The following is a 22789-nucleotide window of genomic DNA, read 5'->3' as shown; positions in this document are numbered from 1 at the left end:
CCGGACTGTGGCCGCCGCCGGAACAGGCCCCGTACGGCGGCCAACGCGGCACCGATCCGGAGCGGCTCGGCGATACGGTTCTCCGCGGCGTGCAGAAGGGCGCGTTCGTTGCGATCCGTGATGATCCCGTACATACCGGAAACTCCTTGCCGATCGGGGGCCAATACAGCGAGTCTGGACCTCGATTGGCCTGGCAGGCAGAGCCAATCGGGGGAGGTTGGCATGGCAAACGGGCGAGTGGTCCATACGGCGGACAGAACCATCGGCAGTCGGCAGCTGGCCGCACTGCTCCCCCCGGAGGTCCGGGCCCGCCCGGGCTACCGCACCCTCGCGGACGCCGTCCGCACCCTGATCCTCGACGGCCGCATCGCCCTGCACGTCCGGCTGCCCGCGGAACGCGAGCTCGCCGAGGCGGTCGGCGCCAGCCGCGCCACCATCACCGCCGCCTACGACCTGCTGCGCGAGAGCGGCTACGTCCGCAGCCGGCGCGGCTCCGGTACCTGGACCGAACTCCCCGAAGGCCACCGCCCCGTCGGCGGGCACGTGCTGCTCGGCTCCGGCGGCGACTCCGAAGAGGGCATCGACCTGGCCATCGCCGCCATGGGCGCCCCCGAGGGCAGCCTCACCGAGGCGCTGGCCTGGGCCGCGCCCCGGCTGCCGGCGGCCGCCGCACTGCCCGGCTACCACCCGTTCGGGCTCCCCGACCTGCGCGCGGCCGTCGCCGACCGGTTCACCGCCCGCGGCCTGTCCACCCGCCCCGACCAGATCCTGGTCACCGCGGGCGCGCAGCAGGCCCTCGCCCTGATCGTCTCCCTGCTCTGCCGGGCAGGCGACCGGGTGGTCACCGAGAACCCGACCTACGCCAATGCCCTCGACGCCATCCGGCACGCCCGGCTGCGCACCGCCTCCATCGCGGTCACCGACGCCGGCTGGGACATGGAGATCGCCGAGTCCACGCTCCGCCAGACCACGCCCCGGCTCACGTACGTGATCCCCGACTTCCAGAACCCCACCGGCGCGCTGATGCCCGAGGAGCAGCGGCTGCGGCTGCTCGCCGCGACCCGCCGCGCCGGCAGCTGGCTGGTGGTCGACGAGACCATCGCCGACATCGCCCTGGACGTGCCGGCGCCGCCGCCGCTGGCCTCGCTCGCCCCGCGCGGCGGCGCCGACCACGTGATCACCTTCGGCTCGCTGAGCAAGACCCACTGGGGCGGGCTCCGGGTCGGCTGGGTCCGCGCCCCGGCCAAGCTGATCGCCGAGCTGACCTCGGTCCGGGTCGCCGCCGACATGACCGGCTCGGTGCTGGACCAGCTCGTCGCCCTGCCGCTGCTGGCGGGTCTGGACGCGGGCCTCCCCGCCCGCCTCGACCTGCTCCGCGACCGGCGGGCGGCCCTCGCCGAGGCCTTGGCCCGCCACACCCCCGAATGGTCCTGGACCCTGCCGCCGGGCGGCCTGTCCCTCTGGGTGGACCTCGGCGAACCGGTCAGCTCGGCCCTCGCCGAACGCGCTGCCGCCGCGGGCGTCCACATCGGCCGCGGCGCCCGCTTCGGCGTGGACCCCGGCACCTTCGAGCACCGCCTGCGCATCCCGTACACCCTGCCGGCCGACCGCCTGGACGAAGCGGTCCGCCGCCTCGCCGCCGCCTTCCACGACGGGGTCCCGCTCCCGCCGTCCGTGGACCGCCCGTACTGGGTGGCCTGACCGGCGGCCGTTGCCCCGGCCGGGTGGGTGTGGCGGCCTCCACGCCGCGCCGTGTGGACAGGCGTGCGCCGTACGGAACGCCTGCCCACGCCTCCGCGGAGCGGCGCCCGTGCCTCGGCGGGGCGGGCGGCGCTACGGCGTGCGGATCAGGCGCCGGGAGCCGGCCGCGGCCACCGCCGCCGTGCGCGAGTCCACGCCCAGCTTCGCGTAGATGTGCACCAGGTGGGACTTCACCGTGGCCTGGCTCAGGAACAGCCGCTTGGAGATCTGCTGGTTCGACAGGCCGTCCGCAACCAGCTGGAGCACCTCCAGCTCCCGTTTGGTGAGGGCCTCCGCGGGCGTCCGCATCCGGTCCATCAGCCGCAGGGCCACCGCCGGGGCCAGCGCCGACTGTCCGGCGGCGGCGGTCCGCACGGCCGCCGCCAGTTCCTCCGGCGGGGCGTCCTTCAGCAGGTAGCCCGAGGCGCCCGCCTCCACCGCCGCCAGGATGTCCGCGTCGGTGTCGTACGTGGTCAGGACGAGGACCCGGGGCGCACCCGGGCGTGCGGTGATCGCCGCCGTCGCCTCCGAGCCGTGCATCCCGGTCCCGAACTGCAGGTCCATCAGCACCACGTCCACGGCCGCCTCCGCCGACGCGGCCAGTTCCACCGCCCGCTCGGCGGTCGCCGCCTCCGCCACCACGGCGAAGCCGGGCTCGGTGTCCAGGACGGCGCGCAGCCCGGCCCGTACGACCGGGTGGTCGTCGGCGAGCAGCAGCCGGATCGGCCGGTCGGGCCCCTTGGTCATCGGGATGCCTCCACGGGCAGCGGCAGGGTGACGGCCACGGCGGTGCCCTGGCCGGGGGCGGACTCCACGGTGAAGGTGCCGCCCAGCGACTCGGCGCGGGAGCGCATGGCCGGCAGCCCGAAGCCCCCGTCGTCGCGAGCGGCCGCCGAGTCCGGCTCGAAGCCCCCGCCGTCGTCGACGACGTCCAGGGTGACGGAGGAGTCCATGAAGGTCAGGGTGATTTCGGCGCGTCCGGCACCGGCGTGCCGCACCACGTTGGCCAGCGCCGACTGGGCGATCCGCAGCATGGCCACCTCGTAGGGGGTGGGCAGCGGTACGGGGCCGCCGCACACCGAGAACCGTGCCCGGAGCCCCGGCGCGGACGAGCACAGCCGCTCCAGGGCCGCCGCGAGCGAGCCGTGCGCGAGGTCGGGCGGGGTGAGGGCGCGTACGAACCGCCGGGCCTCGGCCAGGTTCTCCTGGGCGGCCTCACGGGCCCGCGCGATGTGCGCGAGCGCCGCGGCTGGCCCGGCCGCCGGATCGGCGGGCACGGCGGGGACGGCGGGGACTGAGGCGATGGCGGCGATGGCCGTGCCCGTCCCGGTGGGGGCGGGGTCGGGCGCGGGGTCGGGGGCGCCCTCGGAGAGCGCCCGTTCGGCGGCGCGCAGCAGCAGCTGGATGGACGACAGCCCCTGGGCGAGGGTGTCGTGGATCTCCCGGGCCAGCCGCTCCCGCTCTGCCATGATCCCGGCGCCGCGTTCCGCCGCGGCCAGCTCGGCCCGGGTGGTGATCAGCTCGTCGATCAGCTCGCGCCGCCGCTCGCTCTCCCGGTACAGCGCCTGGTAGCCGAGGACCGTCGCGATCGCCACGGCCCCACCCAGCAGCGGTCCCAGGAAGGCGCCCGGGGTGAGGGCACCCGCCGTGCTGTGCGCGAGGAACCCGCCGATGGCCGCGGTGGCCGTGATTCCGACCGCGGCCACGCCCCAGCGCAGCGGCAGCAGGTGCAGCTGTAGGAAGTACAGCGGGAAGGCGATCCACAGCCCGTCGGGGGAGACCGACAGCAGGGCGAGCCAGGCCGCGCCGAGGGCGGCCAGCCAGACCGCGCCGGCCCGCGGGGACCGGTGCACGGCCGGGACCCGTACGCCGGCCGCGTAGACGGCGGCGACCAGCGCGGCGGCCGCGACCGTCCAGCCCGCCCAGGGCGCCCGGTCGGCCAGGGCCCGTACGCAGGCCAGGACGAGCAGCCCGAGCAGCAGCGCGTGCAGGCACAGCCGCAGCACCCGGGTGACCGGGGTCAGCGCGCGGGCGGGAGGAGGGAGGTCGGGGGAGGCGGGGGAGGCGGGGGAGGTGGGGGACGCGGGGGACGCGGGGGAGAGCACAGACATGACCCGAACAGCCTAGAGCGGCCCCCGGCGGGCCCGGTCAACCAAAAGTTTGATGTCGGCATGAGCCCTTCGATACGAGGATCGCTCCCGTGGCGCGATGCCTCGCCGCCACGCCCGGAAGCAGGGTGGGGATCATGTTCGTCGCATGGAGAGATCTACGCTTCGCCAAGGGCCGCTTCGCCCTCATGGGCGCCGTCGTCACCCTGATCACACTGCTCGTGGGCCTGCTGTCGGGCCTGACCGCCGGCCTCGCCCGGGAGAACGTCTCCGCCGTCACCGGCCTGCCCGCCACGCACCTGGCCTTCGCCGCGCCCGCCGGGGACCGGAAGGTGTCGTTCACCGACTCGCAGGTGCCGGAGCAGGCCTGGCTGGACTGGCGCGGGCGCCCCGGGGTGCGGTCGGCGCACCCCGTCGGCATCCGCACCACCAACGCCGTCTCCGGTGCCCGCACCGCCGCCGTGTCCGTCTTCGGCGTGGAACCGGACGCCGGACTCGCCCCCGACCGCCTCGACCGGGGCCAGGTGGTCCTCTCCGAGAAGGCCGCGAAGGAGCTGGGCGGCCTGCGCGCCGGCGGACGGGTGAAGATGGGGCCGCTGGAGCTGACCGTCCGGGCGGTCTCCGGCACCGCCGCCTTCAGCCACACCCCGGTGGTGTGGGCGGACCTCGACGACTGGCAGCGCATCGGCAACCCCGGCTCCTCCGCCGACGCCCTGGCGACGGTGATCGCCCTCGACGCGGACCCCGGTACGGACCTCGCGGCGGGCGACGAGGCCGCCGGCACCCGCACCGAGACCGTCGACGGGGCGCTCGGCGCGATCGGCTCCTACCAGGCGGAGAACGGCTCGCTGCAGCTGATGCGCGGCTTCCTCTTCGCCATCTCCGCCCTGGTCACCGGGGCCTTCTTCACCGTGTGGACCATCCAGCGCAGCGGGGACATCGCGGTGCTGAAGGCGCTCGGCGCGTCCACCCCCTACCTGCTGCGGGACGCCCTCGGTCAGGCCCTGGTCATGCTGGCCGCCGGCACCGGCCTGGGATCCGCGCTGGCGGCCGCCCTCGGGGTGCTGATCAGCGGCGGGGACGTGCCCTTCGTGCTCGACGTGCCCACCGTGCTGGTCCCCGCCGCCGTGATGACCGCCCTGGGTGCGGCCGGCGCGGCCCTGTCCATCCGCCGGATCACCGCCGTCGATCCCCTGACCGCCCTCGGGAGCGCCCGATGACCCTGCTCGTCGACGACGTCACGCTCACCTACCCGGACGGCGACGGCCGGCTCACCGCCCTGGACCGGGTCCGCCTCGACGTGCCGGCCGGGACCATGACCGCGGTGGTCGGACCCTCCGGCTCCGGCAAGTCCAGCCTGCTCGCCGTCGCCGCGACGCTGGTCACCCCCGACTCCGGGCGGGTGGTGGTGGCGGGCCGGGACACCACCGGACTGTCCGCCGCCGCGAAGTCCGCCCTGCGCCGGGACCACATCGGGATCGTCTTCCAGCACCCCAACCTGCTGCCCGCGCTGACCGCGGCCGAGCAGCTCCAGGTGATGACCCACCTGTCCGGACGCCGGCCCTCCCGGCAGCGGCGCCGCCGCGCGCTGGACCTGCTCGCGGCGGTCGGCCTCGCGGACAAGGCGGACCGGCGCCCGCACCAGCTGTCCGGCGGGCAGCGGCAGCGGGTGAACATCGCCCGGGCCCTGATGAACGAACCGTCGGTGCTGCTGGTCGACGAGCCGACCAGCGCGCTGGACCACGAGCGGGGGGCGGCCGTGCTGGACCTGCTGGCCTCCCTGACCCGGGAGCGCTCCACCGCGACCGTGCTGGTCACCCACGACCGGGCCCACCTGGCCGCGGTCGACCGCACGGTGACGATGACCGACGGCCGGCTGTCCGAGGGCAGCCGGCCCGCCGACCCGGCAGCGGCGCCCGCGTAGAGCGGCGCCGGGCGGGCCGTGACGGGGCCACAGGGGGGTTCCGTCACGGCCCGGCCGGAGGACACGGGGTCCCGTCTGCTCGGGGAGGGGCGGGCGGGACCCCGGACACGCCGAAGGCCCCGTCCAGCCCCCACAGGGGCCCGGACGGGGCCTTCGGTGCGTGTGCGCCCGCGGGGCCGCTACGCCGGGGCGTTCTGGTTGGCGAGGGCCACCGACAGCTCGGCCGCGACGCCCTGCAGGATCGGCACGAAGGACTCCGCCACCGCCTCGGTGACCCGGCCCGCCGGGCCGGAGATGGAGATCGCGGCGGCGGTCGGCGAGTTCGGCACCGACACGGCCAGGCAGCGGACTCCTATCTCCTGCTCGTTGTCGTCCACCGCGTAGCCGAGCCTGCGGACCTGCTCCAGCGCCTCCAGGAAGCCCTCGGGCGTGGTGATGGTCTTCTCGGTGGCGGCGGGCATGCCGGTACGGGCCAGCAGCGCGCGGACCTCCTCGGCGGGGGTGTGCGCCAGCAGCGCCTTGCCCACACCGGTGGAGTGCGGCAGCACCCGGCGGCCGACCTCGGTGAACATGCGCATGGAGTGCTTGGACGGCACCTGGGCCACGTACACGATCTCGTCGCCGTCCAGCAGCGCCATGTTCGCCGTCTCGCCGGTTTCCTCGACCAGCCTGGACAGGTACGGCCGCGCCCAGGTGCCGAGCAGCCGGGAAGCGGACTCGCCGAGACGGATCAGGCGGGGCCCGAGGGAGTACCGCCGGTTGGGCTGCTGGCGTACGTAGCCGCAGGCGACCAGCGTGCGCATGAGACGGTGGATGGTGGGCAGGGGCAGGCCACTGGCGGCGGAGAGCTCGCTCAGACCGACCTCACCCCCGGCGTCGGCCATCCGTTCGAGCAGATCGAAGGCGCGCTCGAGGGACTGGACGCCACCGCTTGCGGCGGTCGTCTTGGCGGAAGCGTCGGTGGTGCTGGCGCTGGACGTCGGCACGGCGCGGTCCTTTCGATGCTGGCAGGCAAGGAAGCAGCCTACCCGGCGACGGCCGTCGGCCCTAGCGCCAGGGAGATCACGTCCTCGCCGGTCAGAGGGGGTTTGTCCGGGTGGTGGACATCCTCCGGCCGGTGCCTGCCGGGCTACCGGTGGTGGTAGCTACGTTCTGTAGAGCGAAATCCTAATTCCATTCTGTGGAAACCTCCAAGAGTGACTGAGGCGCGTGGGGTGTCCCTCCGGGCGGTCTTGACTGGTCACGAATCGGGGTGAAGACTCCGTCAACAGAACGTTGAATTTCGCTCTGTGGAAGTAGATGGGGAGGTTCCGGGTGTCCGACGTGGCCGTGGAACTGGTACTGCGCTCGACGCGCGTCATCACCCCCGAGGGGACGCGTGCCGCTTCGGTGGCCGTCGCCGAAGGGAAGATCGCGGCCGTGCTGCCGCACGATGCCGAGGTGCCGGCCGGTGCCCGCCTGGTGGACCTCGGCGAGGACGTCCTGCTGCCCGGCCTGGTCGACACCCACGTCCACGTGAACGACCCGGGCCGCACCGAGTGGGAGGGCTTCTGGACGGCCACCCGCGCCGCCGCGGCCGGAGGCATCACCACGATCCTCGACATGCCGCTCAACTCGCTGCCGCCCACCACCACGACCGCCAACCTGGTCGTGAAGCAGGACGTGGCCCGCGCGAAGGCGCACGTGGACGTCGGCTTCTGGGGCGGCGCCCTGCCGGACAACGTCAAGGACCTGCGCCCGCTGCACGACGCCGGCGTCTTCGGCTTCAAGTGCTTCCTCTCGCCCTCCGGCGTCGAGGAGTTCCCCGAGCTCGACCAGGAGCAGCTGGCCGCCTCCCTCGCGGAGGTCGCCGGCTTCGGCGGCCTGATGATCGTCCACGCCGAGGACCCGCACCACCTCGACTCCGCGCCCGTCGTGCCCGGCCCCAAGTACGCCGACTTCCTGGCCTCCCGCCCGCGCGATGCCGAGAACACCGCGATCGAGAACCTGATCGCCCAGGCCAAGCGGCTCGGCGCCCGGGTGCACGTGCTGCACCTGTCCTCCAGCGACGCACTGCCGCTGATCGCCGCCGCCAAGGCCGAGGGCGTGCAGATCACCGTCGAGTCCTGCCCGCACTACCTCACCCTGACCGCCGAGGAAGTCCCCGACGGCGCCAGCGAGTTCAAGTGCTGCCCGCCCATCCGCGAGGCGTCCAACCAGGACCTCCTGTGGGGCGCGCTCGCCGACGGCACGATCGACTGCATCGTCTCCGACCACTCGCCCTCCACCGCGGACCTGAAGACCGACGACTTCTCCACCGCGTGGGGCGGCATCTCCTCCCTGCAGCTGGGCCTGCCGGCGATCTGGACCTCGGCCCGCGAGCGCGGACACTCCCTCGAGGACGTCGTCCGCTGGATGTCCGCCGCGCCGGCCAGGCTCGCGGGCCTGGACCGGAAGGGCGCCATCGAGGTCGGCCGGGACGCCGACTTCGCGGTCCTGGCCCCTGAAGAAACGTTCACTGTGGACCCGGCCGAGCTCCACCACCGCAACCAGGTCACGGCGTACGCGGGCAAGACCCTGCACGGCGTCGTGAAGTCCACCTGGCTGCGCGGGCAGCAGATCGCCGACCACGGCACCCCGTCCGAGCCCACCGGCCTCCTCCTCGAAAGGCAGAACTGACAGTGGCGATCCCCAGCTTCACCGGTAACGCGAACCCGTACGGAGGCGGCGACCCGTACGCCGACTACCGCACGGCCGAGTTCCCGTTCACCCAGTACGCGAACCTCGCCGCGCGCGAGCTCGGCGCCGGTGTCATCGCCGCCAACGACGAGTTCTTCGCCCAGCGCGAGAACCTGCTGATCTCCGAGGCCGCGCACTTCGACCCCGAGGACTTCGGTCACAAGGGCAAGGTCATGGACGGCTGGGAGACCCGCCGCCGCCGTGGTGTCTCCGCCGAGCAGCCCTGGCCGACCGCCGAGGACCACGACTGGGCGCTGGTGCGCCTGGGCGCCCCCGGCGTGATCCGCGGCATCGTGGTGGACACCGCCCACTTCCGCGGCAACATGCCGCAGGCCGTCTCCATCGAGGGCACCAACTGGGAGGGCGCCCTCGCGCCGACCCCGGAGGAGCTCCAGGGCGACGACGTGAAGTGGACGACCCTGGTCGAGCGCACCCCGGTCGGCGGCCACGCGGCCAACGGCTTCGAGGTCGCCGTCGAGCAGCGCTTCACGCACCTGCGCGTCAACCAGCACCCCGACGGCGGCATCGCCCGCCTCCGCGTCTACGGCGAGGTCCTCCCGGACCCGAAGTGGCTCGCGGCCCTCGGCTCCTTCGACGTGGTCGCGCTGGAGAACGGCGGCGCCGTCCAGGACGCGTCCAACCGCTTCTACTCCCCGCCGACCAACACCATCAACCCGGGCCGCTCCCGCAAGATGGACGACGGCTGGGAGACCGCCCGCCGCCGCGACAACGGCAACGACTGGATCCGCTACCAGCTGGTCGCCGAGTCCGAGATCCGTGCGATCGAGATCGACACCGCCTACCTCAAGGGCAACTCGGCCGGCTGGGCCTCCCTGTCGGTCAAGACCGGCGAGGAGGGCGAGTGGCAGGAGTTCCTGCCCCGGACCCGTCTGCAGCCCGACACCAACCACCGGTTCGTGCTGGACGCCCCGGCGGTCGGCACCCACGTCCGGATCGACATCTACCCGGACGGCGGCTTCTCCCGCCTGCGCCTGTACGGCTCGCTGACGGAGAACGGCGCGGCCGCGCTGACCGCCCGCAACCAGGAGCTGGGCGGCTGACGCTGCCGTGAAACGTCCCCGGGGGCCGACACCCCCGGGGCCACCGGAACCCGCCGAGGTCCCGGACAGCCCGTGGGGCGCACCGGAGCATTCCGCTCCGGTGCGCCCCGTCGGCGTTTCCCGGACGGCTTTCCCGGACGGCTTTCCCGATGGCGCGGGGGCCGGCCCGCTCGGGTTCCGCCGGTCGGTCCCGGTCAGGCCGCGTGGCCGCCGTCCACCGAGAACTCGGCGCCGGTCACGTACGCCGCCTCCGCGCTCGCCAGGTAGGCGACCATCGAGGCGATCTCCTCGGGACGGCCGAACCGGCCCACCGCCGTCAGGTCCGCCTGCCCCTTGGCGAACGGCCCGTCAGCCGGGTTCATGTCGGTGTCCACCGGGCCCGGGAGCACCAGGTTCGCGGTGATCCCGCGCTCGCCGAGCTCCCGGGCCAGGGCCTTGGTCATGCCGGACAGCGCCGACTTGCTCATCGCGTACAGGGTTCCGCCCGGACCGGGCACCCGCTGTGCCATGCAGCTGCCGATGGTGACGATCCGTCCGTCCTCCGCCATCCGCTCCGCAGCGGCCTGCGCGGCCAGGAAGGCGCCGCGGACGTTGACGGAGAGCACCCGGTCGATGTCGGCGAGCGAGAGGCCGCCGATCGGGCCGAGCACCCCGATCCCCGCGTTGTTGACCAGGACGTCGAGCCTGCCGAGGGCGTCCGCGGCCCACTCCACGGAGCCGGCCGCCTCGGAGGGGTCGCCGGCGTCGGCGCGTACGGCGTACGCGCGGCGGCCGAGCGCCTCGATCCGGCGGACCACCTCGCCCGCGGCCTCCTCGCTCCGGGCGTAGGTGATCGCGACGTCCATGCCCTCCCGGGCCAGTCGCAGCGCGATCGCCGCACCGATGCCCCGGCTGCCGCCCGTGATCACCGCGGTCCTGCTGTTCATGGTCTTCCCCTCGCCGATTGGTTGTCTGTTCAACGAGTTCTATGGAACCGGGGCGCGGAGACGCGCGCTGGCGGGAATCCGACCTCGCGTTTCCACCCCGGGCGCGGGCGGGCGCGGGCGAGGGCGACCGCTAGGGGGCCGTGCCCACCACCGCGGCGGCGGGCGCCGCTACAGTTCGCGGCGGACCAGGTCGGTCCACTCGTTGCCGGGGGCTTCTCACATGTTCAAGCGCCATCTCTCCGTCCTGCCGGCGGCCGTCGGCTGCCTCGTGCTCACCGGCTGTTCCGGAGGCCCGGAACCCGCGGCCACAGGCGCCCCCGTCGGGACTCCTGCCCCCGCCGCGCCCTCAGGGGCGCGTACGGCTGCGGCGCCTTCCCCCTCCGCCCCGCTGCCGACGCGCGGAGCAGCCGGCGGAATTCCGGACACCGCGTGGCTGAGGCAGTTGCTGCTGCAGCCGGGCGAAGCCCCCGGGATCCCGGACCACGGCGCCGGCATCCGGGACGTGGACCCTTCCGAGCTGAGGGGCACCGTCGACCAGACGGAACCGGGGCCGGCCCCGTGCCGCACCATGTGGTCCCTGCTCCGCCAGCACGGCGCCCAGGCGGCCGTCACCCAGACCTTCGGCGACGCCCCGCCCGGGAACCCGCAGGTGACCTTCCTCGCGTCCTATTCGGGGACGGGTGCCGCGACGACCTTCGCGCAGCTGCGTTCGGCCGTCGCCGCCTGCCCGCCGCACGGCTCCGAGGGCAGGGAGGCGACCGTGCGCTTCGAGGACCTCGACGGAGCGGGGTTCCCCGAGGACACGATCCGCATCCGGATCACCGTCCGCGATGAAGGCTCCGACCAGCCCGCCGACGTCTTCGACCGCATCGTGGCCCGGGTCGGCGTGTGCGTCGTCGACATGACGGGGATGGGCCCGGAGCCTCAGCCCCGGCTCTCCGAGCAGCCCGTCCTCCGGCAGATCGAGCGGGTTCGGGCCGCGCAGGGACTGTGAGGCGCGGTGGGGCCGTTCCGGCCGGCCTCCGTCGTCACGTCCGTTGACCCCGTCCCCGACCCCGGACGCGTGCCGGTCCGCTCAGGACGCCCGCCAGACCGACATCTCCACGGTCAGGTGGGCCGACGCGGGCACGGCGGTCGACTTCCCCTGGATCACGAGCAGGGCGACGTCGCCCGACGGGTGCCGGACGCAGATCTGGCTGCCGACGGCCGCTCCGGCCAGGGGCAGGGTGCGTGCCTCCCGTGGTGACTGCCCGAGCTGGTCGGCGACGGCGAGGGCGGCCCGGCAGGTGGCGAGGGTGGCGCTCTCCTCCAGGTAGTGCATGGCGAACCTGCTGGTGCCGCTCTCCAGGGCGCAGCCGACCGAGTGCGCGCTCGTGCAGGTGAAGCGGATGTCGCCGGACCGGTCCTTGCGGTCGACGGGCTCCTTGATGCCGACCGAGGTGTTCGCGTCCAGCCACTGCACGGGGTACGGAACGGGCCGCGGGGGTCCGGACGGGGCCGGTGCGGGCGAGGAGGCCTGAGCCCGGCCGCCCCCGTTCCCGCCTCCGGCGGCCCCCTCGCGCGTGGTCGACCCGCCGGGCCCCGGCGTCTTCCCGCCCGGCTCCGCCGTCTCCCCGCCCGGCTCCGCCGTCCGCCCGGTCGACTGCGACGGCCTCGCGCTCCAGTCCCGGAACCGGTCCGCCGCGTCCCGCGCCGTCAGGGCGGCCCCGGTCAGCAGCAGGGCCCCGGCGGCCACCGCCACGGCGGCGATCACCGCGGTACGCCGCCTGCGCGCCCGGTCCGGCCCGGACGGCGCCGCCGGATCCGCGGACGGTGCCCAGGGCCCCCGCGGCAGGGTGCCGGCGGCCAGGGTGCCGACCGGGGTGGGGTCCGGAACCGGGCCGGGAACGACCACCTGCGGTCCCATCGCCTCCCGCCACACGGCGGGGCCGCCGCCGGTGTCGGAGTCCCCGCCCAGATGCTTCCGGCACCACTCCACGATCTCGGCGGGGGTGGCCCGGTCCGCCGGGTCGGCGGCCAGGCAGCGGGCGAAGAGCGGACGCAGTGCGGACGGCAGGCCCGACAGGTCGGGCTCGTCGTGGACGATCCGGAACAGCACGCCCAGCTGGGGCCCGTCACCGTACAGCGGCTCGCCCAGCGCCGCGTACGCGGCGGTCTGGCCCAGCGCGAAGACGTCGGTGGCGGCGGTGACCGTACCGGCCGTCGCCTGCTCGGGCGCCATGAACTGGGGCGTGCCGACGGCGGCGCCCGTGGCCGTGTGCGAGCTGACGCCCGAGGCCAGCGAGATCCCGAAGTCGATCACCCGCGGCCCGTCGGCGGCCAGCAGGACGTTCGACGGCTTCAGGTCCCGGTGCACGATGCCCGCGCCGTGGACGGCCTGCAGCGCCTCGGCCACCCCGGCCACCAGCCACAGCACGGCGGCCACGGGGAGCGGACCGCGCAGCGCCACGGCGTCCGCCAGCGAGGGGCCGGGCACGTACAGGGTGGCCAGCCAGGGCACCGCGCTCTCGGTGTCGGCGTCGATCAGCTCGGCGGTGTACGCCCCGCGCACCCGCCGGGCCGCCTCCACCTCGCGGCGGAACCGCCGCCGGAAGGCCGGGTCCTCGGCCAGTTCCGGCCGGACCACCTTGATGGCCACCGGACGGCCGCCCTGGGTGTGCGACAGATAGACGCGGCCCATGCCGCCCGCTCCGAGGCGGGCCGCGAGGCGGTAGCCGCCGACCACGCGCGGGTCCTCCGCCCGCAGGGGCCGGAACACCTCGGCCGTGCCGTCCATCGGTCTCCCCCCGATCGATCCACTGGTCAACCGCCGGTTGACGGACAGCAGCCTAAGGTGCGGCATCGGCCGGATTCGCCCGGGTGTCCGCGCGTGCCGCACCGATGAGTCCCGGGCCGGGCGGGAGTCTGAACGAGTGGAGACCGACGGACCTCGACGGACCCCGACCAAGGAGCGCGGCCCCATGGGCAGACTGACCCTCACCAGCTTTGTGACCCTCGACGGCGTGATGCAGGCCCCCGGCGGACCGGAGGAGGACACCACCGGCGGCTTCGCGTACGGCGGCTGGGTCGCCCCCTACGTGGACGACGAGTTCGGCGGCTTCATCAACCAGGTCTTCGACCGGGCGGGTGCCTTCCTGCTCGGGCGGCGCACGTACGAGATCTTCGCCGGCTACTGGCCGGAGCAGACCGATCCCGAGGACCCGGTGGCCTCGAAGCTCAACACCCTGCCGAAGTACGTGGCGTCCACCACGATGAAGGAGGCGGACACGGACTGGGCGAACACCACCGTCCTGGACGGAGAGCAACTCCAGTCCGAGATCGTCCGGGTCAAGGACGCCCTCGACGGCGAGCGGGAGCTCCAGGTCCACGGCAGCGGCATGCTCGCGCAGTACCTGCTGGCCCGGGACCTGGTGGACGAGTTCCACCTGCTCGTCTTCCCGGTCTTCCTGGGCGCGGGCCGCCGCCTGTTCCCGACCGGGGGTCTTCCCACGGCCTGCGAACTGGTCGCGCACCGCACGACGGAGAAGGGCACGACGATCCACACGTACCGTCCTGCCGGCCGTGCCACCTTCGGTGTGATCGGCGCCTGAGCGATACCCCTCCGGTGCGGGCGGGCGTCGGGCGTGCCGGCCCCCGTCCCGCCGCCGTGGCGGTGCCGGCCGTTGCCACGGCCGTGTGGGCAGTCGTGCCGGCCCCCACGCCGCGGCCGTGTGGGTGGGCGCGCCGGCCCACCCCGCCGGCCGTGCGGGCAGTCGTGCCGGCCCCCACGCCGCCGCCGTGTGGGTGGGCGTGCCGGCCCGTCCGGCCGGCCGTGTGGGCAGGCGTGCCGCAGGGCGATGGGGGTCCCCCCTGCTCGAGCGAAGTCGAGAGCTTGGGGGAGGGTGGGCACACGGCACCCCGGTCCCGCGAGGGCTCGCGCAGCCTCCCCGCGCCCCGGTCCGGCTGCGGTCCGGGCCCCGTCCGGGCGGAGCTCCGCTCATGGCTGTGCCGGGTCCGGCGGAGCCACCGCCCTGGCCGGGCGGCGCTGCGGCTGCGGCTGCGGCTGCGCCGACCATGGCTTCGGTGGGGCCGGAGCGCTGCCCGCTGGGCGGCGTTCCGGTGTGCCCACCCGTTCCGCCCTGCGGAACGCCTGCCCACACCTCAGCGGAGGTGCCCGCCACACCTCGGCGGGGGCCGCCCACACCTCGGCGGGGGCCGCCCACACCTCGGCGGAGGCCTGCCCACACCTCCGGCGGAGGCCGCCTACGCCTCTGCGCCCGGGCACCCTCGGGCATCCCGAGAACGCGTGTCCGAATCTCGACCCCCTCCGGTGAGCGGCCGCTTAGGCTGCCCGGTACGGCGGGGAAGGGACAGGACACATGCCGAGCCTGGACATCAGCGACTGCGCACAGGAATTCAACGAGAACCCGTACCCGTACTACGCGGAACTCCGCGAGGCCGGACCCGTCCACCGGATCACCCTCCCCGACGGGACCCGGGCCTGGCTGATCGTGGGCCACGAGGAGGCCCGTCAGGCCCTCACCCACCCCGGCTTCTCCAAGCACTGGCGGGAGGCGGTCGGCTACTTCGAGGACCTCGTCCCCAGCCCCGCCAACGACCACATGTTGGACTCGGACCCGCCCCGCCACACCCGCCTGCGCAAACTGGTCGCCCGCGAGTTCACCGCCCGCCGGGTGGAGACCCTCCGCCCCCTCGTCCAGCGCACCACCGACGAACTGCTGGAGGAGCTGGCCGGCAGCCCCGACCGCCGCGCCGACCTGATCCGGGCGCTCGCCTTCCCGCTGCCGATGACGGTGATCTGCGAGCTGCTCGGCGTCCCCGACCTCGACCGCGACCCGTTCCGGCGCTGGTCCGACGAGATCGTCGCCCCCACCACCCCGGAGAACACCTCCCGCGCGCTGGCGGACTGCTCCGCGTACCTGACCGAGCTGATCGAGGACAAGCGCCGCCGCCCCGGTGACGACCTGATGAGCGCGCTGATCAGGACCCGCGACGCCGGTGGCGACGGCGACCGGCTGAGCCCCGACGAGCTGATCGGCATGGCCTTCCTGCTGCTGGTCGCCGGCCACGAGACCACCGTCAACCTGGTCTCCAACGGCGTACGCGCCCTCCTCGACCACCCCGCCCAGCTCGCCGACCTGCGGGCCGACTGGGAGCTGCTGGACGGGGCGGTGGAGGAGATGCTCCGCTACGACGGGCCGGTGGAGAGCGCCACCACCCGCTTCACCGCCGAGGAGACCGAGTTCGCAGGGTTCCGCATTCCCGCGGGCCAGGCGGTGATCGTGTCGCTGGCCGGAGCGGACCGCGACCCGGAGCGGTTCCCTGATCCCGACACCTTCGACATCCGCCGCGCCCCCCAGGGCCACCTGGCCTTCGGCCACGGCATCCACTTCTGCCTGGGCGCCCCGCTCGCCCGGATGGAGGGCCGGATCGCCATCCGCTCCCTGCTGGAACGGTTCCCCGGTCTGGCCCGGGACACGGCCGCCGGCCCGCCGGAGTGGATATCCGGCACGCTCATCCGTGGCGTGAAGCGCCTGCCGGTCCGCTGGTAGCGGAGGCCCGGGTGTCCCAGCCGGCGCCGAAGCCGGCACCAGAGCCAGAGCCAGCGCCCGCGCCCGCGCCGAAGCCGGAGTGGGCTGCGAAGCCCGCGCCGGAGCCGGAGACCCACGGGCTACAGGTCCGGCACCTCCTCCAGGCCCACCGCCCGCCGCTCCCGCCGCGAGATCTCGCACGCCTCCGCGACCCGCAGCGCGGCCAGCCCCTGCCGGCCGTCGCAGGGGTTGCTCCCCTCGCCGCGGACCAGCCGGACGAACGCCGCCAGTTCGGCCTCGTACGCCGGACCGAACCGCTCCAGGAAGCCCGTCCACGGCTTGCGCGCGGGCGGCGGGCCGTGCGGTTCGGTCGAGGCGATCGGCGTGCGGTCGTCCAGCCCGGAGGAGACCTGGTCCAGCTCCCCGGCCAGCTCCATCCGTACGTCGTACCCGGCGCCGTTGCACCGGGTCCCGGAGCAGGTGGCCAGCGCCCCGCCGTCGAGCCGGAGCACGCACGCGGCCGTGTCCACGTCGCCGGCCGCCCGGAACTGCGCCGGACCGGCGTCCGAGCCCATCGCGTACACCTCGGTGACCTCTTGGCCGGTCACCCACCGCACCATGTCGAAGTCGTGCACCAGGCAGTCCCGGTACAGGCCGCCCGAGGTCTCCAGATAGCCGGCGGGCGGCGGGGCGGGATCGGCGGTCATGGTCCGTACGGTGTGCAGGCGGCCCAGCGCCCCGGAACGCACCAGCTCACGCGCCGTCCGGTAGCCCGCGTCGAACCGCCGCATGAAGCCCAGCTGCAGGTCCGCGCCGGACGCCTCGACCTCCCGCAGCACCGCCAGGGTCCCGGCCAGGTCGGGGGCCACCGGCTTCTCGCAGAACACCGGCAGCCCGGCCCGTATGGCGCGGACCACGAGCTCCGGATGGGAGGCGGTGGAACTGGCCACCACCACGGCGTCCACGCCCCAGCTGAACACCTGGTCCACGCCGGGCGCGGCGGTGGCGCGGAGCCGGGCGGCCACCCTCGCCGCCCGCGCCGGATCGGCGTCGGCCAGGAGCAGGGACCCCGCCTCCGGGTGCCGGCTGAGCGCGGCCGCATGGAACGAGCCGATCCGGCCCGTACCGATGATCCCGATGCGCATGGACTCAACGTGACGCGGTGCGGGGCGCCTGTCAATCTGCCCCGATGGCCCGTCATGGTCCACTGTGGCGGATACTGGGCGGCCGGCACCACAATGACCGGCTTTGCATCCACGGCACCCACGAGGTCCACGCGGTCCACGAGATCCGCGGAACCCGGGGTCTCCACAGCTCGAAGGGACGGCACGACAACGTGACCAGGGTTCGGAGAGGGACACGCGCGACCGGCGCCGTGCTCGCGGCGGTACTGGGCGTCTGCGCCCTCGCCGCCTGCAGCAGCACCGGCGGCAAGCGCGCGGAGGAACGGGCCAGGGCGGCGCAGGGCCGTCCGGCGGTCTCCACCCCGCGCTGGACCTTCGCGATGATCACCCACGCGGGAGACGGCGACACCTTCTGGGACATCGTGCAGAAGGGCGCCAAGGAGGCCGCGGCGAAGGACAACATCAACTTCGTCTACGCCCACGACGACCAGGCCCAGCAGCAGGCGCAGTACGTCCAGAGCTTCATCGACCAGAAGGTCGACGGGATCATCGTCAGCCTCGCCAAGCCCGAGGCCCTCAAGGACGTCCTCGCCAAGGCCGTGAAGGCCGGCATCCCGGTGATCACCGTCAACTCGGGTTCGGCGCAGTCGAAGGAGTACGGCGCCCTGACCCACATCGGGCAGGACGAGGAGATCGCGGGCGAGGCGGTCGGCACGGAACTCGGCAAGCGCGGCCGCAAGAAGGCGGTCTGCGTGCTCCACGAGCAGGGGAACGTCGGCCACGAGCAGCGCTGTGCCGGGGTGAAGAAGACCTTCCCCGGCACCGTGGAGAACCTCTACGTCGAGGGCACCAACATGCCCTCCGTGCAGGCCGCCCTCCAGGCGAAGCTGCAGGCCGAGGCGGACGTCGACGCCGTGGTCACCCTCGGCGCCCCGTTCGCGGCGACCGCCGTCAAGGCCAAGGACACCGCGGGCAGCAAGGCCGAGGTGGACACCTTCGACCTCAACGACGCCGTGGCCCGCGGTCTGAAGTCCGGCGAACTCGGCTTCGCCGTCGACCAGCAGCCCTACCTCCAGGGCTACGAGGCCGTCGACCTGCTCTGGCTGTACCGCTACAACGCCGACACGCTCGGCGGCGGCCGCCCGGTGCTGACCGGCCCGCAGATCGTCACCAAGGACGAGGCCGCGAAGCTGGAGGAGTTCATCAAGCGGGGCACCCGATGAGCGCGACCACCGCCCCGCCGCCCGCCCCGGCCCCGGCCGCCCGCGACGAACGCCTCGCGCACGTGTCCCTCCTGCGGCGGCTGCTCGGCCGGCCCGAGCTCGGCGCGGTCGTCGGCGCCGCGGCCGTGTTCGTCTTCTTCTCCTTCGCCGCGCCCAGCTTCCTCCAGGCCTCCAGCCTGAGCACGATCCTGTACTCGGCCTCCACCATCGGGATCATGGCGGTCCCGGTGGCCCTGCTGATGATCGGCGGCGAGTTCGACCTGTCGGCCGGCGTCATGGTCACCACCGCGGCCCTGGTCAGCTCGATGTTCAGCTACCAGATGACCGCCAACGTGTGGGTGGGCGTCGGGGTGTCCCTGCTGGTCACCCTGGCCATCGGCTTCTTCAACGGGATCCTGCTGACCCGCACCGGGCTGCCGAGCTTCATCATCACGCTCGGCACCTTCCTGATGCTCACCGGCCTCAACCTCGGCTTCACCAAGCTGATCAGCGGCACCGTCTCCACCAAGAGCATCGCCGACATGGAGGGCTTCCCCTCGGCCCGCGCGGTCTTCGCCTCCCAGTGGACCGTGGGCGCGGTCACCCTCAAGGTGACCATCCTGTGGTGGATCGCCCTGGTCGCCGTCGCCACCTGGATCCTGCTGCGCACCCGCGCCGGAAACTGGATCTTCGCGGTCGGCGGTTCGGCGGACGCGGCCCGCGCCGTCGGCGTCCCCGTCGTCAAGACCCGGATCGGCCTCTACATGGGCGTCGGCCTGTGCGCCTGGATCTCCGGGCAGCACATCCTCTTCTCCTACGACGTGGTCCAGTCCGGCGAGGGCGTCGGCAACGAGCTGCTGTACATCATCGCCGCCGTCATCGGCGGCTGCCTGCTCACCGGCGGCTACGGCTCCGCGATCGGCGCGGCCATCGGCGCCTTCATCTTCGGCATGACCAGCAACGGCATCGTGTACGCCCAGTGGAACCCGGACTGGTTCAAGTTCTTCCTCGGCGCGATGCTGCTGCTGGCCGTGCTGCTCAACGCATGGGTCCGCAAGCGGGCGGAGGCACGGGCATGAGCACGCCACGGACGACAACGGACGCCCCGACGGGCACCCCCCTGGTGAAGCTGACCGGGGTCAGCAAGTTCTACGGCAGCGTCCGCGCCCTCCAGGACGTCTCGCTGGAGGTCTCCGCCGGCGAGATCACCTGCGTCCTCGGCGACAACGGAGCCGGCAAGTCCACCCTCATCAAGATCATCGCCGGGCTGCACCGGCACGACGCCGGCACCCTGGAGACCGAGGGCGAGGAGACCGTTCTCGCCAACCCGCGCGCCGCCCTGGACCGCGGCATCGCCACCGTCTACCAGGACCTCGCCGTGGTCCCCCTGATGCCGGTCTGGCGGAACTTCTTCCTCGGCTCCGAGCCGACCCGGGGGCGCGGCCCCTTCCGCCGCCTCGACGTCGACTCCATGCGCCGCACCACCCACGCCGAGCTGCTCCGCATGGGCATCGACCTGCGGGACGTGGACCAGCCCATCGGCACCCTGTCCGGCGGCGAACGGCAGTGCGTGGCCATCGCCCGCGCCGTGTACTTCGGCGCGAAGGTGCTGGTGCTCGACGAGCCGACGGCCGCGCTCGGCGTGAAGCAGTCCGGGGTGGTCCTCAAGTACGTGGCGGCGGCCCGGGACGCCGGACTCGGTGTGGTCCTCATCACCCACAACCCGCACCACGCCCATCTGGTCGGCGACCGCTTCGTGCTGCTCAAACGCGGTGCGATGGCGGGCTCGTACACCCGGGACTCCATCACCCTGGACGAGCTCACCCGGCAGATGGCGGGCGGCAGCGAACTGGAGGAGCTGAGCCACGAACTGGCCCGGGTGGCAGAATCGAGCAGTACGGCCGCCCGGGCCGCCGACGACGGGGCCGACGCCGACCGGGCCGACGACGACAGGGACGACAGGACTCGATGAGCACGTACCGCGACTTCACGCACCGCGGGTCGGCGCGCGGCACCGTCCTGCGGACCGCCGGGACCCGGGAGCGCCGCTCGCACCTGACCGCTCCCCGCGTCCCCACCGTCGGCATCGACATCGGCGGCACCAAGGTCATGGCGGGCGTCGTCGATGCCGACGGCACCATCCTGGAGAAGATCCGCACCGAGACCCCGGACAAGTCCAAGAGCCCGAAGGTGGTCGAGGACACCATCACCGAGCTGGTGCTGGACCTCTCCGACCGGCACGACGTGCACGCCGTCGGCATCGGTGCGGCCGGCTGGGTCGACGCCAACCGGTCCCGGGTGCTGTTCGCCCCGCACCTGGCCTGGCGCGACGAGCCGCTGCGGGACGCCCTGCAGTCCCGGCTGGCCGTCCCGGTGATGGTCGACAACGACGCCAACACCGCTGCCTGGGCGGAGTGGCGGTTCGGCGCCGGCCGAGGCGAGGACCACCTGGTGATGATCACCCTGGGGACCGGCATCGGCGGCGCGATCCTGGAGGACGGGCAGGTCAAGCGCGGCAAGTTCGGGGTGGCCGGCGAGTTCGGCCATATGCAGGTGGTGCCCGGCGGGCACCGCTGTCCGTGCGGCAACCGCGGCTGCTGGGAGCAGTACAGCTCCGGCAACGCCCTGGTGCGCGAGGCCCGCGAGCTGGCCGCCGCCGACTCCCCGGTGGCGTACAACATCATCGCCCGGGTCGGCGGGAACATCCCCGAGATCACCGGACCGCTGATCACCGAGCTGGCCCGCGAGGGCGACGCCATGTGCGTGGAGCTGCTCCAGGACATCGGCCAGTGGCTGGGGGTGGGCATCGCCAACCTCGCCGCGGCCCTGGACCCGTCCTGCTTCGTCATCGGCGGCGGCGTCAGCGCGGCCGACGACCTGCTCATCGGCCCGGCCCGGGACGCCTTCCGGCGCCATCTCACCGGCCGCGGCTACCGGCCGGAGGCCCGGATCGCCAAGGCCCAGCTCGGCCCCGAGGCCGGTATGGTCGGCGCCGCCGACCTGGCCCGGCTGGTCGCCCGCCGGTTCCGGCGGGCCAAGCGCCGCCGGGTCGAGCGGTACGAGCGCTACGAACGCTACATGGGCCGGCTCGGCGCCGACCGGCCCAGCCGGACCGACCGGCCCGCGCGGCCCGAGGAGCAGGAACCGCAGTGACCCCGCCCACCACGCAGTCCGCCACCCAGACCACCCCGCCGCCCGCCCTGCCCCGCCAGGCCGGCGGCCCGGACGGGGGCGCCCCGCCCGCCGAGGACCGCCGGCACGTCGTCCGCCGCCGCTGGCTCACCGCGATCATCATCGTGCTGCTGATCGGCGTCCCGGCGGGGTACCTGGTGGTCTCCGCCGAGCAGAGCCGCAGCAGCGGCCGGGACAAGGAGGCCAAGGTGGCCGCCACCCAGGTGCGGTCCGGCTGGCCGTCCCGGGTGCAGCGCAGCATCTACGAGGTGCCGGTGCCGGACTGGTCCACCGGGGTGGGCTTCTACGAGACCAACAACTGGCGCACCAGCCGGCTGTACGTGCAGTTCACCACCAACCCCGTCGACCTGGACTTCTTCCTCAAGTCCATCGGCAGCAGCCGGTCCGCGCTCACCCCCGGCGTGTCCGTCGGCGAGCGGGACGCCCACGTGGCCGGCTGGAGCTGGGCCCCGGACCGCCACTGGTTCGGCACCACCCACGACCAGCCGAACCCCCGGCCCACCCAGGACGTCACGGTGGACCTGACCGATCCGGAGAAGCCCCGGGTGTACGTGGTGTCCACGGCCACCCCGTGAGGCCGGGGCAGTCCCTACCCTGGGGATCATGAAGCTCACCAAGAAGCTGCACTCCTGCATCGAGCTGGAGAAGGACGGGCGCGTGCTCGTCATCGACCCGGGCGCCTTCAGCGAACCCGACGCGGGCCTCGGGGCCGACGTCCTGCTGGTCACCCACGAGCACCCCGACCACTTCGAGGAGGGCCGGCTGCGGGCCGCCCTCGACGCCAATCCGGCGGCCGGGCTGTGGACCCTGCGCAGCGTCGCCGAGCGGCTCGCCCCCGCCTACCCCGGGCGGGTGCACACCGTCGGCCACGGCGACGCCTTCACCGCCGCGGGCTTCGAGGTCCAGGTCCACGGTGAGCTGCACGCCGTGATCCACCCCGACATCCCCCGGGTCACCAACGTCGGCTACCTGGTGGAGGGCTCCCTGTTCCACCCCGGGGACGCGCTGACCGTGCCCGGAGTCCCGGTGGAGACCCTGATGCTCCCGGTGCACGCGCCCTGGAACAAGGTCGCGGAGGTGATCGACTACGTCCGCGAGGTCAAGCCGGTCCGCGCCGTCGACATCCACGACGCCTACCTCTCCGACCTCGCCCGTCCCATCTACGACACGGCCCTGGCCAACCTGGGCGGGGCGCCGCACGGCCGGTTGAGCGCGGGGGAGAGCACCACCGTGTGACCGCGACGTGACTGCGGCGCGGTGACT

At 73.9% G+C, this 22789-nt stretch carries 20 protein-coding genes; 14 read left to right on the top strand and 6 right to left on the bottom strand.

Annotated features, from left to right (window positions below; genetic code table 11):
* The first annotated feature begins 222 nt into the window (after window positions 1-222).
* Entirely contained in the window at window positions 223-1701 is a 1479-nt protein-coding gene (gene yczR, locus AC067U_RS02975; protein ID WP_478827822.1) for a MocR-like transcription factor YczR, read from the top strand.
* Between the two features lie 132 nt (window positions 1702-1833).
* On the opposite strand, the gene AC067U_RS02970 is transcribed toward yczR, so the two are convergent.
* Window positions 1834-2487, bottom strand: coding sequence for a response regulator (locus AC067U_RS02970; RefSeq protein WP_478827821.1), 654 nt, complete (start codon window positions 2485-2487; stop codon window positions 1834-1836).
* Complete coding sequence (locus AC067U_RS02965; protein ID WP_478827820.1) at window positions 2484-3851, bottom strand: sensor histidine kinase; 1368 nt, start codon at window positions 3849-3851, stop codon at window positions 2484-2486. The genes AC067U_RS02970 and AC067U_RS02965 overlap by 4 nt, the downstream gene beginning before the upstream one ends.
* Before the next feature lie 134 nt (window positions 3852-3985).
* Between AC067U_RS02965 and AC067U_RS02960 the strand changes: the two genes are divergently transcribed.
* Window positions 3986-5068 carry an ABC transporter permease gene (locus tag AC067U_RS02960; RefSeq protein ID WP_478827819.1) on the top strand — a complete coding sequence of 361 codons (1083 nt, stop codon included), beginning with the start codon at window positions 3986-3988 and terminating at the stop codon, window positions 5066-5068.
* Window positions 5065-5772: an ABC transporter ATP-binding protein gene (locus tag AC067U_RS02955; protein ID WP_478827818.1), complete on the top strand. Its 708-nt coding sequence runs from the start codon at window positions 5065-5067 to the stop codon at window positions 5770-5772. Before AC067U_RS02960 ends, AC067U_RS02955 begins: the two co-directional genes overlap by 4 nt.
* A 179-nt stretch (window positions 5773-5951) precedes the next feature.
* On the opposite strand, the gene AC067U_RS02950 is transcribed toward AC067U_RS02955, so the two are convergent.
* Window positions 5952-6758: an IclR family transcriptional regulator gene (locus AC067U_RS02950; protein ID WP_478827817.1), complete on the bottom strand. Its 807-nt coding sequence runs from the start codon at window positions 6756-6758 to the stop codon at window positions 5952-5954.
* Between the two features lie 313 nt (window positions 6759-7071).
* Between AC067U_RS02950 and allB the strand changes: the two genes are divergently transcribed.
* Together allB and alc are read left to right on the top strand one after the other, a co-directional pair.
* Window positions 7072-8430, top strand: a complete 1359-nt coding sequence (gene allB, locus AC067U_RS02945; protein ID WP_478827816.1) for an allantoinase AllB — start codon at window positions 7072-7074, stop codon at window positions 8428-8430.
* 2 nt (window positions 8431-8432) lie between these two features.
* Window positions 8433-9551, top strand: coding sequence for an allantoicase (gene alc / locus AC067U_RS02940; RefSeq protein ID WP_478827815.1), 1119 nt, complete (start codon window positions 8433-8435; stop codon window positions 9549-9551).
* A 194-nt stretch (window positions 9552-9745) separates the two neighbouring features.
* On the opposite strand, the gene AC067U_RS02935 is transcribed toward alc, so the two are convergent.
* Window positions 9746-10477, bottom strand: coding sequence for an SDR family NAD(P)-dependent oxidoreductase (locus tag AC067U_RS02935; RefSeq protein ID WP_478827814.1), 732 nt, complete (start codon window positions 10475-10477; stop codon window positions 9746-9748).
* 442 nt (window positions 10478-10919) lie between these two features.
* Between AC067U_RS02935 and AC067U_RS02930 the strand changes: the two genes are divergently transcribed.
* Window positions 10920-11471 carry a hypothetical protein gene (locus AC067U_RS02930; RefSeq protein WP_478827813.1) on the top strand — a complete coding sequence of 184 codons (552 nt, stop codon included), beginning with the start codon at window positions 10920-10922 and terminating at the stop codon, window positions 11469-11471.
* 81 nt (window positions 11472-11552) lie between these two features.
* On the opposite strand, the gene AC067U_RS02925 is transcribed toward AC067U_RS02930, so the two are convergent.
* A complete protein-coding gene (locus AC067U_RS02925) occupies window positions 11553-13253 on the bottom strand; it encodes a serine/threonine-protein kinase (RefSeq protein ID WP_478827812.1) in 1701 nt (566 codons plus the stop codon).
* A 184-nt stretch (window positions 13254-13437) separates the two neighbouring features.
* On the opposite strand from AC067U_RS02925, the gene AC067U_RS02920 reads away from it, so the two are divergent.
* Together AC067U_RS02920 and AC067U_RS02915 are read left to right on the top strand one after the other, a co-directional pair.
* Window positions 13438-14067 (top strand): dihydrofolate reductase family protein, encoded by a 630-nt coding sequence (locus AC067U_RS02920; RefSeq protein ID WP_478827811.1) that lies wholly within the window; start codon window positions 13438-13440, stop codon window positions 14065-14067.
* A gap of 768 nt (window positions 14068-14835) precedes the next feature.
* On the top strand, window positions 14836-16029 hold the full coding sequence (locus AC067U_RS02915; protein ID WP_478827810.1) for a cytochrome P450 family protein: 1194 nt from the start codon (window positions 14836-14838) through the stop codon (window positions 16027-16029).
* A 119-nt stretch (window positions 16030-16148) separates the two neighbouring features.
* Here the strand turns inward: AC067U_RS02915 and AC067U_RS02910 are convergent, their stop codons facing one another.
* The gene (locus tag AC067U_RS02910) at window positions 16149-17153 is read right to left on the bottom strand and encodes a Gfo/Idh/MocA family protein (RefSeq protein ID WP_478827809.1); all 1005 of its coding nucleotides are present in this window, start codon (window positions 17151-17153) and stop codon (window positions 16149-16151) included.
* 191 nt (window positions 17154-17344) lie between these two features.
* Here AC067U_RS02910 and AC067U_RS02905 point away from each other — a divergent pair, with 191 nt between their 5' ends.
* Genes AC067U_RS02905 through AC067U_RS02880 form a run of 6 tightly spaced genes read left to right on the top strand, consistent with a single transcriptional unit; the run spans window position 17345 to window position 22762 of the window.
* A complete protein-coding gene (locus AC067U_RS02905; protein WP_478827808.1) occupies window positions 17345-18355 on the top strand; it encodes a sugar ABC transporter substrate-binding protein in 1011 nt (336 codons plus the stop codon).
* Window positions 18352-19413, top strand: a complete 1062-nt coding sequence (locus AC067U_RS02900) for an ABC transporter permease (RefSeq protein WP_478827807.1) — start codon at window positions 18352-18354, stop codon at window positions 19411-19413. The genes AC067U_RS02905 and AC067U_RS02900 overlap by 4 nt, the downstream gene beginning before the upstream one ends.
* A complete protein-coding gene (locus AC067U_RS02895; protein ID WP_478827806.1) occupies window positions 19410-20306 on the top strand; it encodes an ATP-binding cassette domain-containing protein in 897 nt (298 codons plus the stop codon). Before AC067U_RS02900 ends, AC067U_RS02895 begins: the two co-directional genes overlap by 4 nt.
* Window positions 20303-21487, top strand: a complete 1185-nt coding sequence (locus AC067U_RS02890) for an ROK family glucokinase (protein ID WP_478827805.1) — start codon at window positions 20303-20305, stop codon at window positions 21485-21487. The genes AC067U_RS02895 and AC067U_RS02890 overlap by 4 nt, the downstream gene beginning before the upstream one ends.
* On the top strand, window positions 21484-22101 hold the full coding sequence (locus tag AC067U_RS02885) for a hypothetical protein (RefSeq protein WP_478827804.1): 618 nt from the start codon (window positions 21484-21486) through the stop codon (window positions 22099-22101). The genes AC067U_RS02890 and AC067U_RS02885 overlap by 4 nt, the downstream gene beginning before the upstream one ends.
* A 28-nt stretch (window positions 22102-22129) precedes the next feature.
* Entirely contained in the window at window positions 22130-22762 is a 633-nt protein-coding gene (locus AC067U_RS02880; protein WP_478827803.1) for an MBL fold metallo-hydrolase, read from the top strand.
* Window positions 22763-22789 lie beyond the last annotated feature (27 nt).

The organism is Streptomyces sp. NPDC043853, assembly GCF_056436025.1.
Note: the sequence above shows the minus strand (reverse complement) of the source record. Positions and strands in the feature narration are given on the sequence as shown.

What these genes read in the sequence shown, in the direction of transcription:
- AC067U_RS02900 (WP_478827807.1), top strand. Translation starts at nt 18,352, where the DNA reads ATGAGCGCGACCACCGCCCCGCCGCCCGCCCCGGCCCCGGCCGCCCGC.
- AC067U_RS02910 (WP_478827809.1), bottom strand. Translation starts at nt 17,153, where the DNA reads ATGCGCATCGGGATCATCGGTACGGGCCGGATCGGCTCGTTCCATGCG.
- AC067U_RS02880 (WP_478827803.1), top strand. Translation starts at nt 22,130, where the DNA reads ATGAAGCTCACCAAGAAGCTGCACTCCTGCATCGAGCTGGAGAAGGAC.
- AC067U_RS02935 (WP_478827814.1), bottom strand. Translation starts at nt 10,477, where the DNA reads ATGAACAGCAGGACCGCGGTGATCACGGGCGGCAGCCGGGGCATCGGT.
- AC067U_RS02955 (WP_478827818.1), top strand. Translation starts at nt 5,065, where the DNA reads ATGACCCTGCTCGTCGACGACGTCACGCTCACCTACCCGGACGGCGAC.
- AC067U_RS02925 (WP_478827812.1), bottom strand. Translation starts at nt 13,253, where the DNA reads ATGGACGGCACGGCCGAGGTGTTCCGGCCCCTGCGGGCGGAGGACCCG.
- AC067U_RS02890 (WP_478827805.1), top strand. Translation starts at nt 20,303, where the DNA reads ATGAGCACGTACCGCGACTTCACGCACCGCGGGTCGGCGCGCGGCACC.
- yczR (WP_478827822.1), top strand. Translation starts at nt 223, where the DNA reads ATGGCAAACGGGCGAGTGGTCCATACGGCGGACAGAACCATCGGCAGT.
- AC067U_RS02960 (WP_478827819.1), top strand. Translation starts at nt 3,986, where the DNA reads ATGTTCGTCGCATGGAGAGATCTACGCTTCGCCAAGGGCCGCTTCGCC.
- AC067U_RS02965 (WP_478827820.1), bottom strand. Translation starts at nt 3,851, where the DNA reads ATGTCTGTGCTCTCCCCCGCGTCCCCCGCGTCCCCCACCTCCCCCGCC.
- AC067U_RS02920 (WP_478827811.1), top strand. Translation starts at nt 13,438, where the DNA reads ATGGGCAGACTGACCCTCACCAGCTTTGTGACCCTCGACGGCGTGATG.
- AC067U_RS02970 (WP_478827821.1), bottom strand. Translation starts at nt 2,487, where the DNA reads ATGACCAAGGGGCCCGACCGGCCGATCCGGCTGCTGCTCGCCGACGAC.
- AC067U_RS02895 (WP_478827806.1), top strand. Translation starts at nt 19,410, where the DNA reads ATGAGCACGCCACGGACGACAACGGACGCCCCGACGGGCACCCCCCTG.
- AC067U_RS02915 (WP_478827810.1), top strand. Translation starts at nt 14,836, where the DNA reads ATGCCGAGCCTGGACATCAGCGACTGCGCACAGGAATTCAACGAGAAC.
- allB (WP_478827816.1), top strand. Translation starts at nt 7,072, where the DNA reads ATGGGGAGGTTCCGGGTGTCCGACGTGGCCGTGGAACTGGTACTGCGC.